At 71.4% G+C, this 18,651-nt stretch carries 14 protein-coding genes and 1 riboswitch; of the genes, 8 read left to right on the forward strand and 6 right to left on the reverse strand.

All coding sequences use genetic code 11. From position 1 onward, the window contains the following. From AB0M36_RS21670 to AB0M36_RS21685, 4 genes are all read left to right on the forward strand, one after another. A partial coding sequence (locus AB0M36_RS21670) for a hypothetical protein (protein WP_364160153.1) occupies positions 1-323 on the forward strand: 323 nt, incomplete at its 5' end. Continuing rightward, complete coding sequence (locus tag AB0M36_RS21675) at positions 272-1,387, forward strand: alkaline phosphatase family protein (RefSeq protein ID WP_364160155.1); 1,116 nt, start codon at positions 272-274, stop codon at positions 1,385-1,387. The genes AB0M36_RS21670 and AB0M36_RS21675, both read left to right, overlap by 52 nt. A 144-nt stretch (positions 1,388-1,531) precedes the next feature. Beyond that, complete coding sequence (locus AB0M36_RS21680) at positions 1,532-2,827, forward strand: DNA polymerase IV (RefSeq protein WP_364160157.1); 1,296 nt, start codon at positions 1,532-1,534, stop codon at positions 2,825-2,827. A gap of 92 nt (positions 2,828-2,919) precedes the next feature. Continuing rightward, positions 2,920-3,306 (forward strand): DUF3040 domain-containing protein, encoded by a 387-nt coding sequence (locus AB0M36_RS21685; protein ID WP_189201855.1) that lies wholly within the window; start codon positions 2,920-2,922, stop codon positions 3,304-3,306. A gap of 850 nt (positions 3,307-4,156) precedes the next feature. Here AB0M36_RS21685 and AB0M36_RS21690 read toward each other — a convergent pair. From AB0M36_RS21690 to AB0M36_RS21700, 3 genes are read right to left on the reverse strand one after another with little or no spacing between them, the layout of a single operon-like run. After that, positions 4,157-6,622, reverse strand: coding sequence for a DUF3488 and transglutaminase-like domain-containing protein (locus AB0M36_RS21690; protein ID WP_364160159.1), 2,466 nt, complete (start codon positions 6,620-6,622; stop codon positions 4,157-4,159). 16 nt (positions 6,623-6,638) lie between these two features. Beyond that, positions 6,639-7,931, reverse strand: coding sequence for a DUF58 domain-containing protein (locus AB0M36_RS21695; RefSeq protein ID WP_364160161.1), 1,293 nt, complete (start codon positions 7,929-7,931; stop codon positions 6,639-6,641). A gap of 1 nt (position 7,932) precedes the next feature. Further along, on the reverse strand, positions 7,933-8,982 hold the full coding sequence (locus AB0M36_RS21700; RefSeq protein WP_364160163.1) for a MoxR family ATPase: 1,050 nt from the start codon (positions 8,980-8,982) through the stop codon (positions 7,933-7,935). Between the two features lie 396 nt (positions 8,983-9,378). On the opposite strand from AB0M36_RS21700, the gene leuS reads away from it, so the two are divergent. Beyond that, positions 9,379-12,195, forward strand: a complete 2,817-nt coding sequence (gene leuS / locus AB0M36_RS21705; RefSeq protein ID WP_364160165.1) for a leucine--tRNA ligase — start codon at positions 9,379-9,381, stop codon at positions 12,193-12,195. Between the two features lie 75 nt (positions 12,196-12,270). Here the strand turns inward: leuS and AB0M36_RS21710 are convergent, their stop codons facing one another. The 3 genes from AB0M36_RS21710 to AB0M36_RS21720 form a co-directional block, all read right to left on the reverse strand. Continuing rightward, positions 12,271-13,011: a VTT domain-containing protein gene (locus AB0M36_RS21710; protein WP_364160167.1), complete on the reverse strand. Its 741-nt coding sequence runs from the start codon at positions 13,009-13,011 to the stop codon at positions 12,271-12,273. A 63-nt stretch (positions 13,012-13,074) separates the two neighbouring features. Continuing rightward, complete coding sequence (locus AB0M36_RS21715; protein ID WP_364160419.1) at positions 13,075-13,791, reverse strand: glutamine amidotransferase; 717 nt, start codon at positions 13,789-13,791, stop codon at positions 13,075-13,077. Positions 13,792-13,820: 29 nt separating this feature from the next. After that, entirely contained in the window at positions 13,821-15,041 is a 1,221-nt protein-coding gene (locus tag AB0M36_RS21720; protein ID WP_364160421.1) for a MurT ligase domain-containing protein, read from the reverse strand. Between the two features lie 449 nt (positions 15,042-15,490). Further along, a riboswitch (cyclic di-AMP (ydaO/yuaA leader) is annotated at positions 15,491-15,666 on the forward strand. A 6-nt stretch (positions 15,667-15,672) separates the two neighbouring features. Between AB0M36_RS21720 and AB0M36_RS21725 the strand changes: the two genes are divergently transcribed. From AB0M36_RS21725 to rsmH, 3 genes are all read left to right on the forward strand, one after another. Further along, positions 15,673-16,479, forward strand: a complete 807-nt coding sequence (locus AB0M36_RS21725) for a C40 family peptidase (protein ID WP_364160169.1) — start codon at positions 15,673-15,675, stop codon at positions 16,477-16,479. Between the two features lie 442 nt (positions 16,480-16,921). Next, a complete protein-coding gene (mraZ, locus tag AB0M36_RS21730; RefSeq protein WP_189201818.1) occupies positions 16,922-17,353 on the forward strand; it encodes a division/cell wall cluster transcriptional repressor MraZ in 432 nt (143 codons plus the stop codon). Positions 17,354-17,577: 224 nt separating this feature from the next. After that, entirely contained in the window at positions 17,578-18,645 is a 1,068-nt protein-coding gene (gene rsmH, locus AB0M36_RS21735; protein WP_364160171.1) for a 16S rRNA (cytosine(1402)-N(4))-methyltransferase RsmH, read from the forward strand. Positions 18,646-18,651: the final 6 nt, after the last annotated feature.

Here is an 18,651-nt window from a genome sequence, read left to right on the forward strand (position 1 = left end):
CCCTGGTGTGCCTGGCCCTGGTGTGCCTGGCCCTGGTGTGCCTGGCCCTGGTGTGCCTGGCCCTGGTGTGCCTGGCCCTGGTGTGCCTGGCCCTGGTGTGCCTGGCCCTGGCGTGCCTGGCCCTGGCGTGCCTGGCCCTGGCGTGCCGGGCGCTGGTCCTGGCCCTGGCGCTGGCGTGCCGGGCGCTGGCGCTGGCGTGCCTGGCGCCGGCCAGCGTGGGTTTGGCCAGTCCGGGGTCGGGTCGGTCGGTGGTGTTGGGGCGCTCGAGGTTGTGCGGCCCGCATACGGGTTCGGGAGTCTCGCGGAGCTGCTGCCGAGCGTGAGTGCCGTGCTCGGGGTGCCCGGTGCTACGGATGTGCTGGGGCTCGGCGAGCTGCTCGGTGGCGTCGACCGGGTCGCGGTGCTGCTGGTCGACGGGCTGGGGGCGTACCAAATTCCGGTCGCCGCCCGGCACGCGCCGATCCTGACGCAGCTGCCCGGACGGACGCTGACCTCGGGTTTTCCCTCCACGACACCGGTCAGCCTGGTCACTCTCGGCACCGGCGCGCCGCCTGGTGCGCACGGCGTCCTCGGTTTCACGGTGCGGCGGCCGGACGGCGGCGTGCTCAACCACATCGCGTGGGGAACGGACCCGGACCCGGCCACCTGGCAGCCGATCCCGACGCGGTTCGAGACGGCGGCCGCCGCCGGAACGCGCACCACGCTGGTCACCAAGGCCGAGTTCGAGGGCACCGGGCTGACCGTCGCGGCCTACCGCGGCGCGGCGTTCACCGGAGCCGGTGATCCGTGTTCCCTCGCCACGGCCATGCTGGCGGCGCTGTCCGAGCCCGGCCTCGTCTACGGCTATCACCCCGACCTCGACCATCAGGGTCACGTCTGCGGCATCGACTCCGACCCGTGGCGCGCCGCCGCGACGACCGTCGGCGAGCTGATCGCGCGCCTGGTCGACGGGCTGCCATCCGGCGCCGCGCTGCTGGTCACGGCCGATCACGGGCAGCTCGACATCCCCCAGGACACCCGCGTCGACGTCGCCGCCGATCCCGCCCTCAGCGCGGGGATCGTGGGCGTCGCCGGCGAGCCGCGCGTCCGCTACCTGTACGCCCGGGACGGCGCTGTGGCCGATGTCGTGGCGGCGTACCGATCGGTGCTCGGCTCGTCTGCGTGGGTGCTCACCCGGGAGGAGGCGGTCGAGAGCGGCCTCTACGGCCCGGTGCCGCCCGGGCACCTTGGGCGCATCGGGGACGTGGTGGTCGTCTGCCTCGATCACAGCGTGGTGCTCGCCGGTGGGTGGGAGCCGCCGGGGGTCGCGCGGCTGGTGGCCTATCACGGCTCCATCACCGCCACCGAGATGACGGTCCCGCTGCTCAGTTTCGTCAACGCCGTCTAGCGGGACGTCGAGCTGTGGTGCCTGGCGGGTTGTGGTGCCTGGCGGGTTGTGGCGTCTGGCGGGTTGTGGCGCTCGGTGGGTTGTGGCGTCCGGCCTCATTGTCGCCGGCCGGTTTTTGTCAGACCTTCTGGCTAGTCTGCTGGCGTGGGACGGAGCCAGGCGATCGGGCAGGGGCGTGACCCGCGTTTCGGCCCGGACGCCGACGACGCGGGATGCGCGATCCTGCACGTCGACATGGACGCGTTCTTCGCCTCCGTCGAGGTGCGCCGCCGACCCGAGTTGCGGGGGCGGCCCGTCGTGGTCGGCGGGGCGGGTCCGCGCGGGGTGGTGAGCTCGGCCAGCTACGAGGCCCGGCGCTACGGCGTGCGCAGCGCGATGCCGGGCATGCGGGCCCGCGCGCTGTGCCCGCAGGCCGTGTTCCTGCCGCCCGACTTCTCCGCCTACTCGGCCGCCTCCGAGGCGGTCATGCGGATCTTCCGTGACGTGACTCCGCTGGTCGAGCCCCTCTCGCTGGACGAGGCGTTCCTCGACGTGGCCGGCGCCCAGCGGCTGCTCGGGCGTCCGGCGCGGATCGCCCGGTCGATCCGGCGGCGGATCTTCGAGGAGCAGCGGCTGACCTGCTCGGTGGGGGTCGCCGCGAGCAAGTTCGTCGCCAAGCTCGGCTCGACCCGCGCCAAGCCCGACGGCATGATGGTCATCCCGGCCGGCGAGATCCTCGAGTTTTTGCACCCGCTGCCCGTCGGCGCGCTCTGGGGCGTCGGGGAGAAGGCCGCCGCCCAGTTGCACCGGCTCGGCCTGACGACCGTCGGCGACCTGGCCCGCGCGCCGTTGCGCATGCTGCGCAGTGCGCTCGGTGAGGCGTCCGCCGCCCACCTCCACGAGCTGTCCTGGGGGCGCGACCAGCGCCGGGTGATCGCCGATCATGAGGAGAAGTCGATCGGTGCCGAGCTGACCTACGACATCGACGTCACCGACCCGACGACGATCCGCCGCAGCCTGCTCGCGCTCTCCGACAAGGTCGGCATCCGGCTGCGCGCGAGCGGCAACGTCGGGCGTACGGTGTCCATTAAGATCCGGCTCGCCGATTTTCGCACGGTCAGCCGCTCTCGCACGATGCGGACGACCACCGATGTCGCCCGCGAGATCTTCGAGATTTCCTGGGCCCTGTTCCAGGCGCTGGGTCTGGCCGAGCCGATCCGGCTGGTCGGCGTCCGGGTCGAGGGCCTCGCCGCCGCGGCGACCGCATCGCGGCAGCTCACACTGGGTGAGCCGGAGCGCGGCTGGCGCGAGGCGGAGGCCGCGGCCGACGCGGCGGCGGCCCGGTTTGGGCGTTCCATCGTCGGACCGGCCAGTCTTTTGGGGCGAACCGATCCCCGCCGGACCGAAAATCACCCGCACTCGACGGTCGTCCCGCTTTCCGACCCGCCAACCCCCTCGTAGACTTGCGGTAAGGCAGCCGGTCGGCTGCCTCGCACCATCGGCCCGCCCGCACCACCGCCGGAGGGCCGGACATGCGCCCGGGGAGGAATGCCGTGCCGCTCTCGGAGCACGAGCAGCGGCTGTTCGATCAGATCGAGCGGTCGCTTGCCGAGGACCCCAAGTTCGCCTCGGCTGTGCGCAACAGTGACCCGCGCTTCCACGCCCGACGCCGGCTGGTCGCCGGAGCGTTCGTGATCGCCCTGGGTCTCGCACTGGTTGTCTACGGCACGGTGAGCAGCAACACGCCGCTCGGCGTCGCCGGCTTCGTGGTCATGCTGTCCGCGGCCGCGTTCGCGATGCAGACCCGTCGAAAGGGGCAGGCTCCCGACCTGCACGCTGTGGGCGGCACCGCCACCCGCCGCACCCGGCAGACCCGCAAAGCGGGCCTCATCGACCGGCTCGAAGACCGCTGGCGCCAACGCCCCGAGGGCCACCGCTGACGCGGTGACCAACGGCGACACGATGGCGGCCACCTGGGCCGCCATCGCCATATCCGCCGCCTCATCACCCACAATGAGCCGGCCACCACCGAGCGGCGCCGGCCCACGACGACACGACGGCCCGGCCGCCGCTAAACGCTGCTGACCGGCCTCCATCGCCGAGCGCGGCTGACCGGCCCGGCTGTCGATGGGCGCTGCTCGCCCGCCTGGCCCGTCGGGTGGTCTTCGCCGAGCATTGCAATTTCGCCTGGCTGCCGCCGGATGTTCCTCAACTGCCTCGCGTCCCAGGACGCGTTGATCCGCGTTGCCGCCGGGCGTGTGCGGCCCTGGGCGTGTGCGGCGCTGGGCGTGTGCGGCGCTGGGCGTGTGCGGCGCTGGGCGTGTGCGGCGCTGGGCGTGTGCGGCGCTGGGCGTGTGCGGCCCTGGGCGTGTGCGGCCCCAGGCGTGTGCGGCCCCAGGCGTGTGCGGCGCTGGGCGTGTGCGGCCCCAGGCGTGTGCGGCCCCAGGCCTGCGCGGCCCCAGGCCTGCGCGGCCCCAGGCGTGTGCGGGTCTCGGGCGTGCGGTCTGCGGCGTGCGCGGCCCTGGGCGTGCGCCGGCCCCGGGCGTGAGCGGGTCTCGGGCGTGAGCGGGTCTCGGGCGTGAGCGGGTCTCGGACGAGCGGTCTCCGGCGGGCGCGGTCTCGGGCCTACCCGGCCACTGGTGCCCGGCCCCGGGCGCGCGAGGCCCCGAACGTCCGGCTTCAGCGTGTGTCGCTCCGGGCGTGTACGGCTCCGAGCACGCCCGACCCGGGCAGGTCCTGTCGGGCGCGGTGGCTCCGGGGCGCCTGGCTGAGGCTCCCCGGAGCCGTTCGTCAGCGGGTGCGTCCCGCCAGCAGGCGGCGCGGGCTGAAGCGGACCAGCATGTCGCGCCCCCGGCTGAATGAGCTCATCCAGCCCATCGACCGCTCGGCAAGGCCCAGTCGCCAGCGGAGCATGACCGACGGGGGCAGCAGGACCGCCCTCAGCCGGGTTCCGCGGGGTGCTGTGCGGGCCAGGCCTCGGCGCACCTGCGTCAGTGCCTCGGTGAGGCCCTCTCCCCGCACCGGGCGGCGGGCGTAGCGGGCACGTTCCTCGGCGTGGCCCAGCAGGACCGCGCTTTCGGCGGCCGGTGTGCCGATCAGCTCCGCCTCGCGGATCAGCCGCTGGGCGGTGTGCCGGGGCGTTTCGGTCGGATCCACGGGTACGCGGTAGTCGACCATCGTGTCCACGAGTTCGTCCCAGGCGGCGTGGGCGTCCTCGCGGGCGCGTACCGTCTCGGTCGTCACGGTGACGTCAACGCTGCCCGGTGGGCCTGTGGCCGTGGCCGCCGCGGTTGTCGGCGGCGGGGCCGTTGCCGCGTGTCGGCGCTTGCGGAGCAGGATCCGGCGCAGGGCCGGGACCAGGAGCAGCGCCACGGCCAGGGCGACGAGGCCGGTGATCAGCAGGCCGGTGGAGGAGCCGCCCGACGTGGTGTCGGTGTCGGCGGCGCCGAGGGTGTTCTCGTCGGGGTCGCGGTCGGGGCGGTTGGCCCCGCCCGGGCCGGCGGAGCCGGACACGCCCGGTGCGGCCGTGGCCGTCGCCGTCGCCGAGGGGGTGTCGACGCGGTCGGTGTCCGGGGCCCATTCCGAGCGGCTGGAGCCGACGATCGCCGCCGCCGGGGTGGCGTCGAACGGGATCCAGCCGAAGCCGTCGAGGTAGACCTCGGTCCAGGCGTGGGCGTTGCGGTTGGTCATCACGGAGGCGTCGCCGACGCGGGTGCCGCGGCTGAAGCCGAAGGCGACCCGGGCCGGGACGCCGGCCACGCGGGCCATCCAGGCGAGCGCCGTCGCGTACTGCTGGCAGTAGCCGGTCTTCTGGTTCAGGAAGGCGGAGATCGCCGAGGCGCCGGCCTCCGGGTTGGGCGCCTTCAGGCTGTACTGGAAGCCGTTCTCCCGGGAGAAGTGCCGATAGAGCGCCAGGACCTTGTCGTACTCGTTGTCCTCTTTCTTGGTCAGGCGCTCCACCAGGGTCTCGACCTCGACGTCGGTGGGGACCTGGGTGAACTCCTTGCGGATCGGGTCGTCGATGGTCAGCGGCTGGGCCCGGCGCAGCTGCGTGGGCGTGTACTTGGCGCGGACGTAGTCGAACGAATACTTCTGGTTCTTGGTGGTCGAACGGTTGGAGAAGACGACCTGGGCGTTCGGGTCGTACGACCAGGCGCCGTCGAGGCCGTCGACGGCGACGGTCGAGGAGTAGATCGGGGCGAGGGTCTGCGCGTAGTTCTTCGTGATCTCGACTTCGGCGTGGTACTGCTGCAGGCTTCCGCCGTCGGTGTTGCCGTTCTGCCTGGGGTCGTCGAGGCCTCGCGAGATCGGGCGCCCGGTCGGGGTGCGGTTGCCGATGCCGTCGGGGGTGAGCAGGTCCGCGGTGCCGAAGCGCAGGTAATACGGGTCCGGTTCGTTGGTTCTGACCTTGATGTAGTCGACGGTCTCGCTCTGGTTGAGGTTTCCGGTGAGCGAGGCGAAGAGGTTGACGCGTCCGCCGCCGCCGCCCGTACCGCCGCCGCCCACGCCCGCGCCCACCTGGGTGAGCCGGTTGAGCAGGCCGGTGTCGAGGCCGGGCACGACGAGCGGGAGCAGCACGGCCGCGGCGACGCCGATCATGGCGAGCCGGCGGCCGGCGGCGGCCAGCGGCGACGGCTCCCAGACGTCGACGTCGCGGCCGTCGCCGGTGAAGCGGCGGCCGAACCGGCGTACCCGGTCGACGTTGTCGGCGACGAGCAGCCAGAGGAAGCCGATCGCGCCCACGATGAACGGGACGACCGGGACGCTGTCGATGTATACCGCGACCGGCACCGAGTAGATGGCCAGCATCGGCAGGCCCGCCAGCGCGGGTCGGCGTGCCACCACGGTGAGCACGTCGACGACGATCGCGACCGAGCCGATGCCCAGCGTGGCGATGAAGAGCAGGCCGTCGCGGTCCGGGACCGGTACGCCGTAGGCCCGGGTGTCGGTGCCGGCCTCGACGAACAGCTCGCCGAAGTGCTGGAAGGTCGGCGGCGTCGGGATCAGCGACAGAAGCTCGTCGCCGCTGGGGAACATCCAGGAGAGGGTGAGCAGCAGGGTCAGCACCATGCCCACCACCTGGGCCCAGGTGGGCAGGCGCAGGCTGCGGGTCAGCACCGCGGCCCCGGCGACCAGGCCGACCGCGAGGACGCACTGCAACAGCCAGGTCCAGGAATCGAAGATCGCCGACAGTGGTGCCGCGGAGAGCAGCGTCGCCGCCGCGGCTACCAGCCCGAGTCGTCGTCGCCCGGTCACAGCAGAACTCCCGTCATCACATGCCCGCCACTGTCTCGGCCATCGGGGCCCGGTAGGCGAAGCCCTGGGATCCGCGGCCCGTTGCCGGCCACAGCGCCGCGAGTGAGTCGCCGTGCTTCACCGGCATCGAGCGCCAGCCGCTGCGGACCAGGGCCAGCGACGTCGCGGCGTGCTGCCGGTCCGCCTCCTGCCGGTCGGTGGGCGTCATGGTCACCCAGGTGGAGCTGTCGATGGCGAACCCTATGCAGGTGGCGCCGTTGCCGCGGAGCCCGGTCAGCACCTCGGCCTCGGCGACGGTCAGCGCGCCGAACAGGCCGATGATGAGGCCGCCGTCGGAGCGACGCCGGACCATGTCGACCAGGCCGGCGATGTCTCCGGTCTGGGTCAGCTTGACGTCCGCGAGGGTGTCCAGCACGGCGCCCTCGCCGCCGGCCTCGATCGCGTCGAGGTCGATGCCCGTACCCGTGACCAGGCGCAGCTTGTATCCGCCGTGCCGCAGGTGGACCGCGATGCTGGCGGCCGCCGAGACCGCCCACTCGAAGCTGGCCGCCGGACCGTCGCCGCGGTGGGCGTAGAGCCGGGTGTCGAGGACGATGGTGGCCCGCGACTCCCAGGGCTGCTCCTCGCGGCGCACCATCAGCTCGCCGGTGCGGGCGGTGGAGCGCCAGTGGACCCGGCGCAGGTCGTCGCCGCGGCGGTACTCGCGGGTGGCGGCGTCGTCCTCGCCGTGCACGGCGACCGAGCGGGCGCGGCTGTCGCCGGTGCCCGCGTACTCGCCGGCCAGGCGCACGGCGGGCAGCGCGATCACCTCGGGGATGACCATGAGCCGGTCGACGCTGGGGAAGGAGCGGGTCAGCTCGCACAGGCCGAACGGGTCGGTCAGCCGGATCACCAGCGGGCCCACCGGGTAGCGGCCGCGGACGTCGGCCCGCACCGTGTACGCGACGGAGCTCGCCATGTGCGCGCCGAGGCGTTCCAGCACGACCCGGGGGCGGCTGCCCAGCGCGTACGGCAGGCGGTCCTCCAGCAGCAGCGTGCCGGTGGGCAGCCGGGACATGTTCTGCAGGCGCAGCACGACCCGGGCGCTGGAGCCGACGGGCGCGCGGCCCGGCTCCAGCGACCGGGTGCAGGACAGCTTGTACCGGCTGCGTCCGACGTACGCCGCGGCCAGCAACGGCAGCGCCGCCAGCAGGATCGCGACCCGCAGCAGGTCCTTCTCGCCGAGGATCACGGCGGAGACCGCCGCCGCGCCGGCCGCGGCGAGGAACGAGCGGCCACGGGTCGTCATGCCCCGTAGGGCTTCCCGCATGTCAGATACCCCGCGACTCGTACTGGGTGCCCCCGCCGCCCGCGGCGCGGGTGTCGTACGGCGAGCGGCCGCGGTCGTGCGGAAGCGGCAGCCGGTGCACGATCTCGGCCACGATCGCGTCCGTGGTGCGGCGGTTGAGCTGCGCGTCGGCGGTCGGGATGATGCGGTGCGCGAGCACCGGCACGGCCAGCGCCTGCAGGTCGTCGGGGAGCACGTAGTCGCGGCCCTCCAGCGCCGCGACCGCCTTCGCCGTACGGATGAGCTGCAGAGTGCATCGAGGCGACGCGCCGAGACGGATCTCGGGTGCCTCACGGGTGGCCGTGACCAGCGCGATCGCGTAGTGCTGGACGGCTTCGGAGGCGTGCACGTCGCGGGCGGTGGCGATCAGCCGGCGTACCAGCGCGGCGTCGGCGACGGCCCGCAGGTCGTTGAGCGGGTCGTGTGCGCCGTGGCCGTTGAGCATGGCCAGCTCCGCGCGCGGGTCCGGGTAGCCCATCGCGATGCGGGCGGTGAACCGGTCGCGCTGCGCCTCGGGCAGCGGGTACGTGCCCTCCATCTCGATCGGGTTCTGGGTCGCGATGACCATGAACGGCGACTGCAACTCGTACGTGGTGCCGTCAACCGTGACCTGCCGTTCCTCCATGCACTCGAGCAGGGCGGACTGGGTCTTCGGGGAAGCCCGGTTGATCTCGTCGCCGACCACCAGGTTGGCGAAGACCGCGCCCGGCTTGAACTCGAAGTCGCGCGTCTCCTGGTTGTAGACGCTGACCCCGGTGACGTCGCTGGGCAGCAGGTCCGGGGTGAACTGGATACGGCGTACCGAGCAGTCGATCGAGCGGGCCAGGGCCTTGGCAAGTTTGGTCTTGCCGACGCCGGGCACATCCTCGATCAGCAGGTGGCCTTCGGCCAGCATCACGGCGAGCGCGAGCCGTACGGTCGCGCTCTTGCCCTCGATGACCTGCTCGATGTTGGCGATGATCGCTTCGCTGGCGGCGCGGAAGTCGTCAGCCGGCAGCGGACCGCCGGGCTCGTTCCAGGTCGGGGTTGTCACGGGCCTCCTCCATGTCGTTCAAGCCCCTTCACAGGTGTTGACACCGGAAGGGAACCGAGGGTTCGCGGGCGGCCGGGGTGTCCGTGGGCCTCCGGCGCCGCCGCCCGTTCCCCACAGGTTATCCCGGTCACACCATGTCGCCGAGTGGGGCGTTGAGCCCCATTTCGGCACGCGGTCAACCAGAGCCGCATATCGGATGGGTTACGAAACGGACAGGACGATACCGCTCGACGAGGGGCGAAGCGGGGCGGGTATCATCGGCCCATGGCCCGTGCCTTCCTGCTTCTTAGCTAGCCGTGCTGCTCGTCCGCGGACGAGAAACAGCGCGGCGCCCCCTCCTGCGAAGGGGGCTTTTTTGTGTCCGTAGGCAGGCCGAACAAGAACGAGATGGTGACGATGAGCGAGTCCGAGACCAACGCGGACGTCCCGCCGTACCGCTACACGGCCGCGATGGCGGCGGAGATCGAGCCGCGCTGGCAGGCATACTGGGCCGACCAGGGCACTTTCTTCGCGCCGAACCCCGCCGGTGAGCTGGCCGATTCCTCCCACCCTCGCGCGGGCGCGCCCAAGCTGCACGTGCAGGACATGTTCCCGTACCCGTCGGGCGCGGGCCTGCACGTCGGGCATCCGCTCGGCTACATCGGCACCGACTCCTACACCCGCTACAAGCGCATGGCGGGCTACAACGTGCTGCACCCGATGGGCTTCGACGCGTTCGGGCTGCCGGCCGAGCAGTACGCGGTGCAGACCGGCACGCACCCGCGCACCACGACCGAGGCGAACGTCGAGCGTTACCGGGGTCAGCTGCGGCGCCTGGGGCTGGCGTACGACGAGCGGCGTACCTTCTCCACCACCGACCCGGACTACTACCGCTGGACCCAGTGGATCTTCCTGCAGGTCTTCAACTCCTGGTTCGACCCGGACCTGCGCAAGGCCCGCCCGATCGACGAGCTGATCGAATCCTTCGCCTCCGGTGAGAGGTCGGTTCCGGGCGGAAGCTGGGACGCGTTGTCGCCGGAGGACCGGCGCGGGCTGATCGACGACCACCGCCTGGCGTACGTCAGCGAGGCGCCGGTCAACTGGTGCCCGGGGCTGGGCACGGTGCTGGCGAACGAGGAGGTCACCCCGGACGGCCGCAGCGAGCGTGGCAACTACCCGGTCTTCCAGCGGTCGCTGAAGCAGTGGATGATGCGGATCACCGCGTACGGTGACCGCCTGGTCGAGGACCTGGACGCGCTGGACTGGCCGGAGCCGGTCAAGCTGATGCAGCGCAACTGGATCGGCCGGTCGCGTGGTGCCCACGTCGACTTCCCCGCGGCGGGCGACACGAAGATCACGGTCTTCACGACGCGCCCCGACACGCTGTTCGGCGCCACCTACATGGTGCTGGCGCCCGAGCACGACCTGGTCTCGGCCCTGGTGCCGGCGGCCTGGCCGGAGGGAACCCAGGACGTCTGGACCGGCGGCGCCGCGACGCCCGGCGATGCCGTGGCCGCCTACCGGGCCGCCGCCGCGGCGAAGACCGAGGAGGAACGCACCGCCGACGCCAAGGTCAAGACCGGCGTCTTCACCGGCGCTTTCGCGACCAACCCGGTCAACGGCACGGCGATCCCGATCTTCATCGCCGACTACGTGCTGGCCGGCTACGGCACCGGCGCGATCATGGCGGTGCCCGGCCAGGACGAGCGCGACTGGGCGTTCGCGGAGGCCTTCGACCTGCCCATCATCCGTACGGTGGAAGCGCCGGAAGGTTTCGACGGACCCTTCACCGGCGAGGGACCGGCGATCAACAGCGACTGGCTGAACGGCATGGGCGTCGCCGACGCGAAGGCGGCGATGATCTCCTGGCTGGAGGAGAACGGTCACGGCCGGGGCGCGACCACCTTCCGCCTGCGCGACTGGCTGTTCAGCCGGCAACGCTACTGGGGCGAGCCGTTCCCGATCGTCTACGACGAGAGCGGCCTGCCGATCGCGCTGCCCGAGTCGATGCTGCCCGTCGAACTGCCGGAGGTCGACGACTTCTCGCCGCGCACCTTCGACGCGGACGACGCGGACAGCGAGCCGGAGACGCCGCTGTCGCGCAAGAAGGACTGGGTGCGGGTCGAGCTGGACCTGGGCGACGGCCCGAAGACCTACACCCGCGAGACCAACACCATGCCGCAGTGGGCCGGCTCCTGCTGGTACGAGCTGCGTTATCTGGATCCGCGCAATGACAAGGCGCTGGTCGAGAAGGAGAACGAGGCCTACTGGATGGGCCCGCAGGGTCCGGGCGACCCGGGCGGCGTCGACCTGTATGTCGGCGGTGTCGAGCACGCGGTCCTGCACCTGCTGTACGCCCGCTTCTGGCACAAGGTCCTGTTCGACCTGGGCCACGTCTCGTCCTTCGAGCCGTTCCGCAAGCTGTTCAACCAGGGCTACATCCAGGCGTACGCCTTCCGCGACGCCCGCGGCATGATCGTGCCCGCCGACGATGTCGTCGAGCGCGACGGCAAGTGGTACTACGGCGAGCAGGAGGTCGTCCGCGAGTACGGCAAGATGGGCAAGGGCCTGAAGAACGTCGTCACCCCGGATGAGATGTGCGACGAGTACGGCGCCGACACGTTCCGGGTGTACGAGATGGCGATGGGCCCGCTGGACGTCTCGCGCCCCTGGGACACCCGCGCGGTGGTCGGGTCGCAGCGCTTCCTGCAACGGGTGTGGCGCCTGATCATCGACGAGGCGACCGGTGAGGTGCGGGCCACCGAGACCCCGCTGGACCCGAAGACCCGCCGGGCGCTGCACCAGACCATCGCCGGCGTCCGCGAGGACATGGACGAGCTGCGCTTCAACACGGCGATCGCCAAGCTGATCCAGCTGACCAACACGCTGACGCCGATGGAGACGACGTCGCGCGAGGCGGTCGAACCGCTGGTGCTGATGATGTCGCCGTTCGCGCCGCACCTGGCCGAGGAGCTGTGGCGCAAGCTGGGCCACGACGGCACGCTGGCGTACGCCGACTTCCCGGTCGCCGACCCGGCCCAGCTGGTCGCGGAGTCGGTCACCTACCCGGTGCAGGTCAACGGCAAGGTGCGCGGCCGGGTCGAGGTCGCGCCGGACACGGCCGAGGCCGAGGTCCGGGAGGCTGCGCTGGCCGCGGTCGCCGAGGCACTGGGGGACCGCGAGCCCCGCAAGGTCATCGTGGTCCCGGGACGCCTGGTGAGCGTCGTCGTCTGACCCTGGGCATTCGTCTGACCCTGGTCATGAAAAGGGCCCGCCGCGCAGGTGCGCGGCGGGCCCTTCTGTTTGGTCTCAGGCGGCCGCGACGGCCGCGGTGCGGCGGGCGGCCAGGCGCCAGCGGAGGACGATCGCGGTGGTCAGGCCGAAGCCGATGGCGGCCGGCGCCAGGGTCAGCGGGCTCATCGAGCCAGGCGAGGTCACCGCGGCGCCGATCACGGCGTAGGAGACCGCGGACGGGACAGCGGCCAGGGTCGTGCCGAGCAGGTAGCGCATGCGGCAGACCGACGTCGTGCCGTACGCGTAGCCGATCAGGCCATACGGCGCGAGGGGGAGGAAACGCACCAGCAGCACCGCGGCCAGCCCGCGGCGGTTGAGCCAGCCGTCGAGGCGGGCCATCCGGCCGCCGGCCTTGGCGCCGAGCACGCCCCGGCCCGCCCAGCGGCCCGCGTAGTAGGTGGCGATCGCCGCGATCACCGCGGCGGCCAGCGCGGCGGCCGCGCCCGTCGCCGGGCCGAGGAGTGCGCCGCAGGCGAGGGTGATCGCCGTCCGTGGCACCAGCACCGACAGCAGCAGCCCGCCCACCACGGCGACGGCGACGGCGGCAGCGGGGCCGAGGGACAGCACCGAGTCGGCGACCGACTGGAGCGGGAGAGCGGCGGCGGCCGCGCCCAGCGCGACGACGACGGCGGCGAGGACGCCGAAGCGGGCGAGGCGGTGGCGCCACCCGATCGGCGTGTCCGGGGTCTGCTGGCTGGCCTGAGGGTCCGCGGCGGGAGACGGCGCGCCCGGCGGGGCGATCAGGGAGTCAGTCATGCAGGCGTACCGCCCCTACTTCTCGTCGGTCCAGGAGAACTTCTGGTCAGGCGTGGATTCGGGTCATACGGCGCCCGCTGCCGCGAGCCGCTCGTCCCGGAGCCGGTTGGCCCAGGTGTCGTCGAGCGGTTGAAGACTATCCGCGCCGGTCGCCCAACGCAGTAGCAGATCGGCTATAGCTGGGTTGCGGGCGAGCGCCGGGCCGTGCGCGTACGTGCCGAGGATCTTGCCGTGCCACGCGCCCTCGGTCTGACCGTCGTTGCCGATGCCGGCGGTGACCCGGGCCAGCGGTGTGACGCCGGGGCCGAGGTGGGTGCGCCCGCCGTGGTTCTCGAAGCCGGTCAGCGGGGGCAGGCCCAGCCGCGGGTCGATGTCGCCGCGCACCTCGCCGACCGCCCGGGTCTCGCCCCGGTCGGAGCTGAGGTCCAGCAGGCCGAGCCCGGCGCAGGTGGCGCCCTTGGCGGAGAACGAGGTGCCGAAGAGCTGGTAGCCGGCGCAGACTGCCAGCACGGCCGCGCCCTGGGCCACCGCGCGGTGCAGGCCGCCGTCGGCGATGAGCCGCTGGGCGGCCAGCGCCTGCGGGCCGTCCTCGCCGCCGCCGATCAGATAGATGTCGGCGGTGGTGGGCATCGGCTGGTCGGAGCGGACCTGGTAGGTCTCGACCGGGATGCCGCGCAGCTGGGCCCGACGGGCCAGGATCAGCATGTTGCCCCGGTCGCCGTAGGTCGACAGCAGGTCCGGATAGATCCAGACGATGCGTAGCACGCTCTCAGTCACGATTTGTCCTCGGTTTTCCGCCGCGGGAAGGCTCAGTTGACACGGTCCAGCTCCGCTCGGATGTCTTGGAACGCCGTGTAGTTGGCGATCACTTCGAGGCGGCCCGGCGGAGTGGCCCGGAGTGCCTCGTCGAAGGATTTAACGTGCCGGAAGGCCACATCGTTCACTTCCAGCCGGACCGCGAGGTCGTAGGCGCGGTCGCCGGTGATCAGGACGGGCCGTCCGCGCAGCGGCGAGAAGTCGACGTCGTAGAGCCAGGAGGTGTCGAAGCCGTCGGGGTCGCGGGCGTTGATGGAGAGCAGTGTGGGGGCCAGCTCGGCCATGTCGAAGGCCTCGAGCCAGCTGGCCGGGTTCTTCGCCAGCAGCAGGCGGATGGTGCGCCCGTCGCGTTCCACCTGGGCGTAGCGGCCGGCGACCGACGCCACGCTCGCGAGCCGGGGGACGGCCTCGATGGGGCGTACGCCGAATTCCGCGGCGAGGGCCAGCGCGGTGGCCGCGTTGCCGAGGTTGACCTGGCCCGGCAGCTGGAGCTTGACCAGGTGCCAGTCGCCCCTGGGGTCGAGCACACCCTCGTCCTCGACCGTCCACTGCGCCTGGGGCCGGCGCAGGGGGCAGCCGGTGCACCACCAGTCGCCGTTCGCGCGCTGGATGGAGCCGCCGCACTCGGGGCAGACCCACGAGTCGTCCGTCCACCGCTGACCGGCGCTGAACCAGGTGACGTGCGCGGTGTTGACCGCCGACCAGACCACCATCGGGTCGTCGGCGTTGGCGACCACGTGCACGTCCGGGTGGGCGGCGAGGGCGGTGCGCCACATCTGCGCCATCATCGCCACCTCCTTGGCCCGGTCGAGCTGGTCGCGGGAGAGGTTGAGCAGGGCGACCACGCGCGGGTTGGTCTCGTTGATCACCTGGGCGAGGTAATGCTCGTCGACCTCGAGGACGGCGAACGGGGTCGACCCGGCCTTGGCCAGCGCGGAGGTGTGCCCGGTGGGCATGTTGGCGCCGAACGAGTTGGTGGCGACCGGTCCCAGGACGCCGAGCGCCGCGGCGGCGAAGCGGGTCGTGGTGGTCTTGCCGTTGGTGCCCGACACGAGCGCGATCGCCCGGCCGGCGGCGAGGTTCCGCAGCAGGTCAGGGTCGATCTTGAGGCCGATCCAGCCCCCGATCACCGAGCCGTCGCCTCGTCCCGCGGCCCGTGAGAGGGCCGCGGCCGTGCGCGACACGGAGGTCGCAAGCTTGGCCCGCAAGGGCAATTTCCCGTCCGTCACGGCGACGAGGGTACCGGAAACGGACACTACGTCGAGTGGCCGCGAGTGCGACACCGTCCGTCCGGCGGCCGATCGGCCGAACGGTTGATCGGCTTTGGTCGTCCAGAGTGGTGTTTGGGCCGGTGAGAAGGTTTGCGGGGGCATTCGCCCGACATTGCTCCCATCCATGATCAGACGTGCCTTCGCCTTTTATGTGTTCTGTTTCACCCGTAACTTTCACCTGACTGTAATCAGGCACACACGCATTGTGGCGGCATATGTCACAGCCCGGTCTCAAACCGGACACTGTCCACTGTGCCAAATACGAAGAGTGACGATGCGGGGGCATGCGGTGGATCGAGAAATCCGGTAGGCAGGGTGTGCCGGTGAGCGACCGCCCACCGCTCGCACCGCACGGATCACGCCGAGCCCTGCCCCGATCCAGGCGGTACGACCACGAGTACGCGCACAACCACACAGGCATACGGGGGCAGGGACGGGGGACCCATATCCGGTCCGCACCGGGTCGCGAGACCCGGCGGACCTTGGGGTGAAGTCGCCATCCGGCGGCCGGGCACACCTTCCCGCCCGAACCCGACAGCTAACCTCGCAGGCGTGCCGGAGGGAATCATCTACCGTGCACGAACGCAGTTCGAGCCGGGGCCGCCGCATGTCCACCGGCACCGGAACCGTCGCACTGTCCCTGGGTCTCTGCCTCTGCGCCGGCCAATTGGTCGCCACACCGGCAGTCGCCGCCGCCGCTCCCGTCGTCACGGCGGTCTCGGCGAAGCCCGTCAAGCCCCGTATCACCGCCTCGTACAGCAAGCGGACGGTCAACTGGGGCTCGAAGGTCCGCGTGACCACGAAGCTGATCGACCCCAGGACCGGCAAGAAGCTGGTCCGCGGCTGGGTACGTCTCCAGTCGAAGGTCAACGGCAAGTGGAAGACCTGGGACCGACGGAAGAATTCCTCGGGAATGGTCACGTTCACCACCAAGCCTGGCAAGACGATGTGGTTCCGCACGTCTTACGAGGGCCAGAGCGGGGTCGCGCCCAACACCTCCTCGGCCGTCAAGATCACTGTCAGGTCCGGTGGCGCGAAGATCCTCGCCGAGGCCAAGAAGCACCGGGGCGCCCGCTACAGCTACGGCGCATCCGGGCCCAACCGCTTCGACTGCTCGGGCTACACGAAGTACGTCTACAAGAAGGCAGTCGGCAAGAAGCTGCCGCACAGCGCGAACGGGCAGCAGAAATACGGCAAGAAGGTCAGCAAGAGCAACAAGCAGGTCGGTGACCTGATCATCTTCCGTAACGGCTCGCACGGTTACCACGCCGCCATCTACGCGGGCGGTGGCTACATGTACGACTCGCCGCGTCCGGGCATGACGGTCGGCAAGCACAAGATCTGGAGCAACAACTACGTCGTTCGGCGCCTCGCCGCCTGACGCGATGCGGTAAAGGTAAAGCAGTACGACAGTTCAGTGGGGCGTGACCCGGTTCGGGTCGCGCCCCACTGTCGTTGTCGCTTCGCGCGGTCGCTCATTTCCTCCACTTCGCTCCCCACGATTCCTCCACTTCTCTCCCCAAGGGCGTTTCGCGCGTGCGGAACGTCCTTTTTCGGTGGAGTTTCGTGCCCGACTGGGCGGCTTGTCGGAAAGTGGACCATGATCGGAGGCGGCAAACCCTCCACCCCGGCTCCACCGCGTCTGACGTGCGCATTCATCCGCGAATCCGGTTCGCAGACGGGCCGATTCCGGTTGCGAGTGGAGGGAAGTGGAGTAGAGTGGAGCGCAGTGGCAGGCCGGAGCGGACCTGCCGGCCCGAGCGAACCGGCGGACCGCACCAGACATTCCATAAGCGGCGCCACAGGGCAGGGGGGTTTGGCCGATGTTCCTCGGCACACACACCCCGCGCCTGGACGACAAGGGTCGGCTGATTCTTCCGGCGAAGTTCCGGGACGAGCTGGCGGGAGGTGTCGTGATCACCAAGGGGCAGGAACGTTGCCTGTACGTGTTCCCGATGCCGGAATTCCAGCGGATCGCGGGGCAGCTGCGCGACCAACCGGTCACCAACAAGGCCGCCCGGGCATACAGCCGGGTGTTCTTCGCCAGTGCGCACGACGAGATCCCCGACAAGCAGGGCCGGGTAACCATCCCGGCGCACCTGCGGGAATACGCGGCTCTCGACCGTGAACTCGTGGTGATCGGTGCGAGTACGCGAGTGGAGATCTGGGACAGACAGTCCTGGGAGCAGTACCTCTCGGCGAGCGAGGACGACTTCGCCGACATCGAAGAGGGGGTGCTGCCCGGCGGCCTGTAGGCGTGGCTACCTGTCGGCCGCCGATGCGGTCCGGACGTCGCTGCCGCCGTACTGCGAGATCTCCAGCCGCTCCCGCTCCTGGCGCCTCTTCCCCGGTGCCAGGCGTGTGTCCGGTGGGGCGCGCCCGATGGCAACGGGCACGAGCGGATGGGGATCTGGCGGTACGGAAGACGATCGGACGCGGCTCGGGCAAGGTCGCGTGGCACGCGGGAAAGAGCAGGACGATGGGGGTCGACATGGGGGAGCCGCGCGGCACGCACGTGCCGGTGCTGCTCGAGCGCTGCCTCGAGCTGCTCGCCCCCGCGCTCGACCGTCCGGGTGCGGTGCACGTCGACTTCACGCTGGGCCTGGGCGGGCACGCCGAGGCCGTGCTGGAGCGGTATCCGGACGCGGTCCTCATCGGACTCGATCGGGACCAGGAGGCGCTCGCGCACTCCCGGCACCGACTCCAGCGCTTCGCCGATCGCGTCCATCTGGTCCACGCCGTCTACGACGAGCTCCCGGAGGTCCTCGCGGACCTCGGGCGCCCGGTTTTCCACAGTGGGCTTTTCGACCTGGGCGTGTCCTCGTTGCAGCTCGACGAGGCGGACCGCGGCTTCGCGTATGCCAAGGACGCGCCGCTCGACATGCGGATGGACCAGTCGCGGGGCGCTACCGCGGAGGAGGTCGTCAACGGCTACGAGCCGGGCGAGCTCGTCCGGATCCTGCGGGTGTACGGCGAGGAGAAGTTCGCGCCGCGCATCGTCTCGGCGATCGTGCGGGAGCGGGCCAAGGCGCGGATCGTCTCGTCCGCCCGGCTCGCCGAGCTGGTGCGGGACGCCATCCCGGCCGCCGCGCGGCGGACGGGTGGAAATCCCGCGAAAAGAACGTTTCAAGCACTACGTATTGAGGTAAATGCGGAGCTCACCGCGCTCGAGTCGGCGGTGCCATCCGCGCTGGACCACTTGGCCCCGAAGGGGCGCCTTGTAGTCATGTCGTATCAGTCGTTGGAGGACCGGATCGTCAAGCGCGCCCTGGCCGAGAGGGCGCGCAGCACCGGGCCGATCGACCTGCCGGTCGAGCTGCCCGGGACGGGACCGAGCCTGCGGCTGCTGACGCGCGGCTCGGAACCGCCCACGGAGGCGGAGGTTGCGGAGAATCCGCGCGCCGCGTCGGTCAAGCTCCGCGCCGCGGAGCGGATCGACGACAAGGACCAGGGACACGGGGCCGCCCGCGAACGGCCCCGGATGTCCGTGCACGGGGGACGAGGGCGGCGACGCCCGGGGGAACGCCAGGAGGGGGAGGGACATTGAGCGAGC

Origin of the sequence: Actinoplanes sp. NPDC051346, assembly GCF_040682215.1 — a bacterium.
Lineage (GTDB): Bacteria > Actinomycetota > Actinomycetes > Mycobacteriales > Micromonosporaceae > Actinoplanes.

What these genes read in the sequence shown, in the direction of transcription:
- AB0M36_RS21695 (WP_364160161.1), bottom strand. Translation starts at nt 7,931, where the DNA reads ATGCGGGAAGCCCTACGGGGCATGACGACCCGTGGCCGCTCGTTCCTC.
- leuS (WP_364160165.1), top strand. Translation starts at nt 9,379, where the DNA reads ATGAGCGAGTCCGAGACCAACGCGGACGTCCCGCCGTACCGCTACACG.
- AB0M36_RS21710 (WP_364160167.1), bottom strand. Translation starts at nt 13,011, where the DNA reads ATGACTGACTCCCTGATCGCCCCGCCGGGCGCGCCGTCTCCCGCCGCG.
- mraZ (WP_189201818.1), top strand. Translation starts at nt 16,922, where the DNA reads ATGTTCCTCGGCACACACACCCCGCGCCTGGACGACAAGGGTCGGCTG.
- rsmH (WP_364160171.1), top strand. Translation starts at nt 17,578, where the DNA reads ATGGGGGTCGACATGGGGGAGCCGCGCGGCACGCACGTGCCGGTGCTG.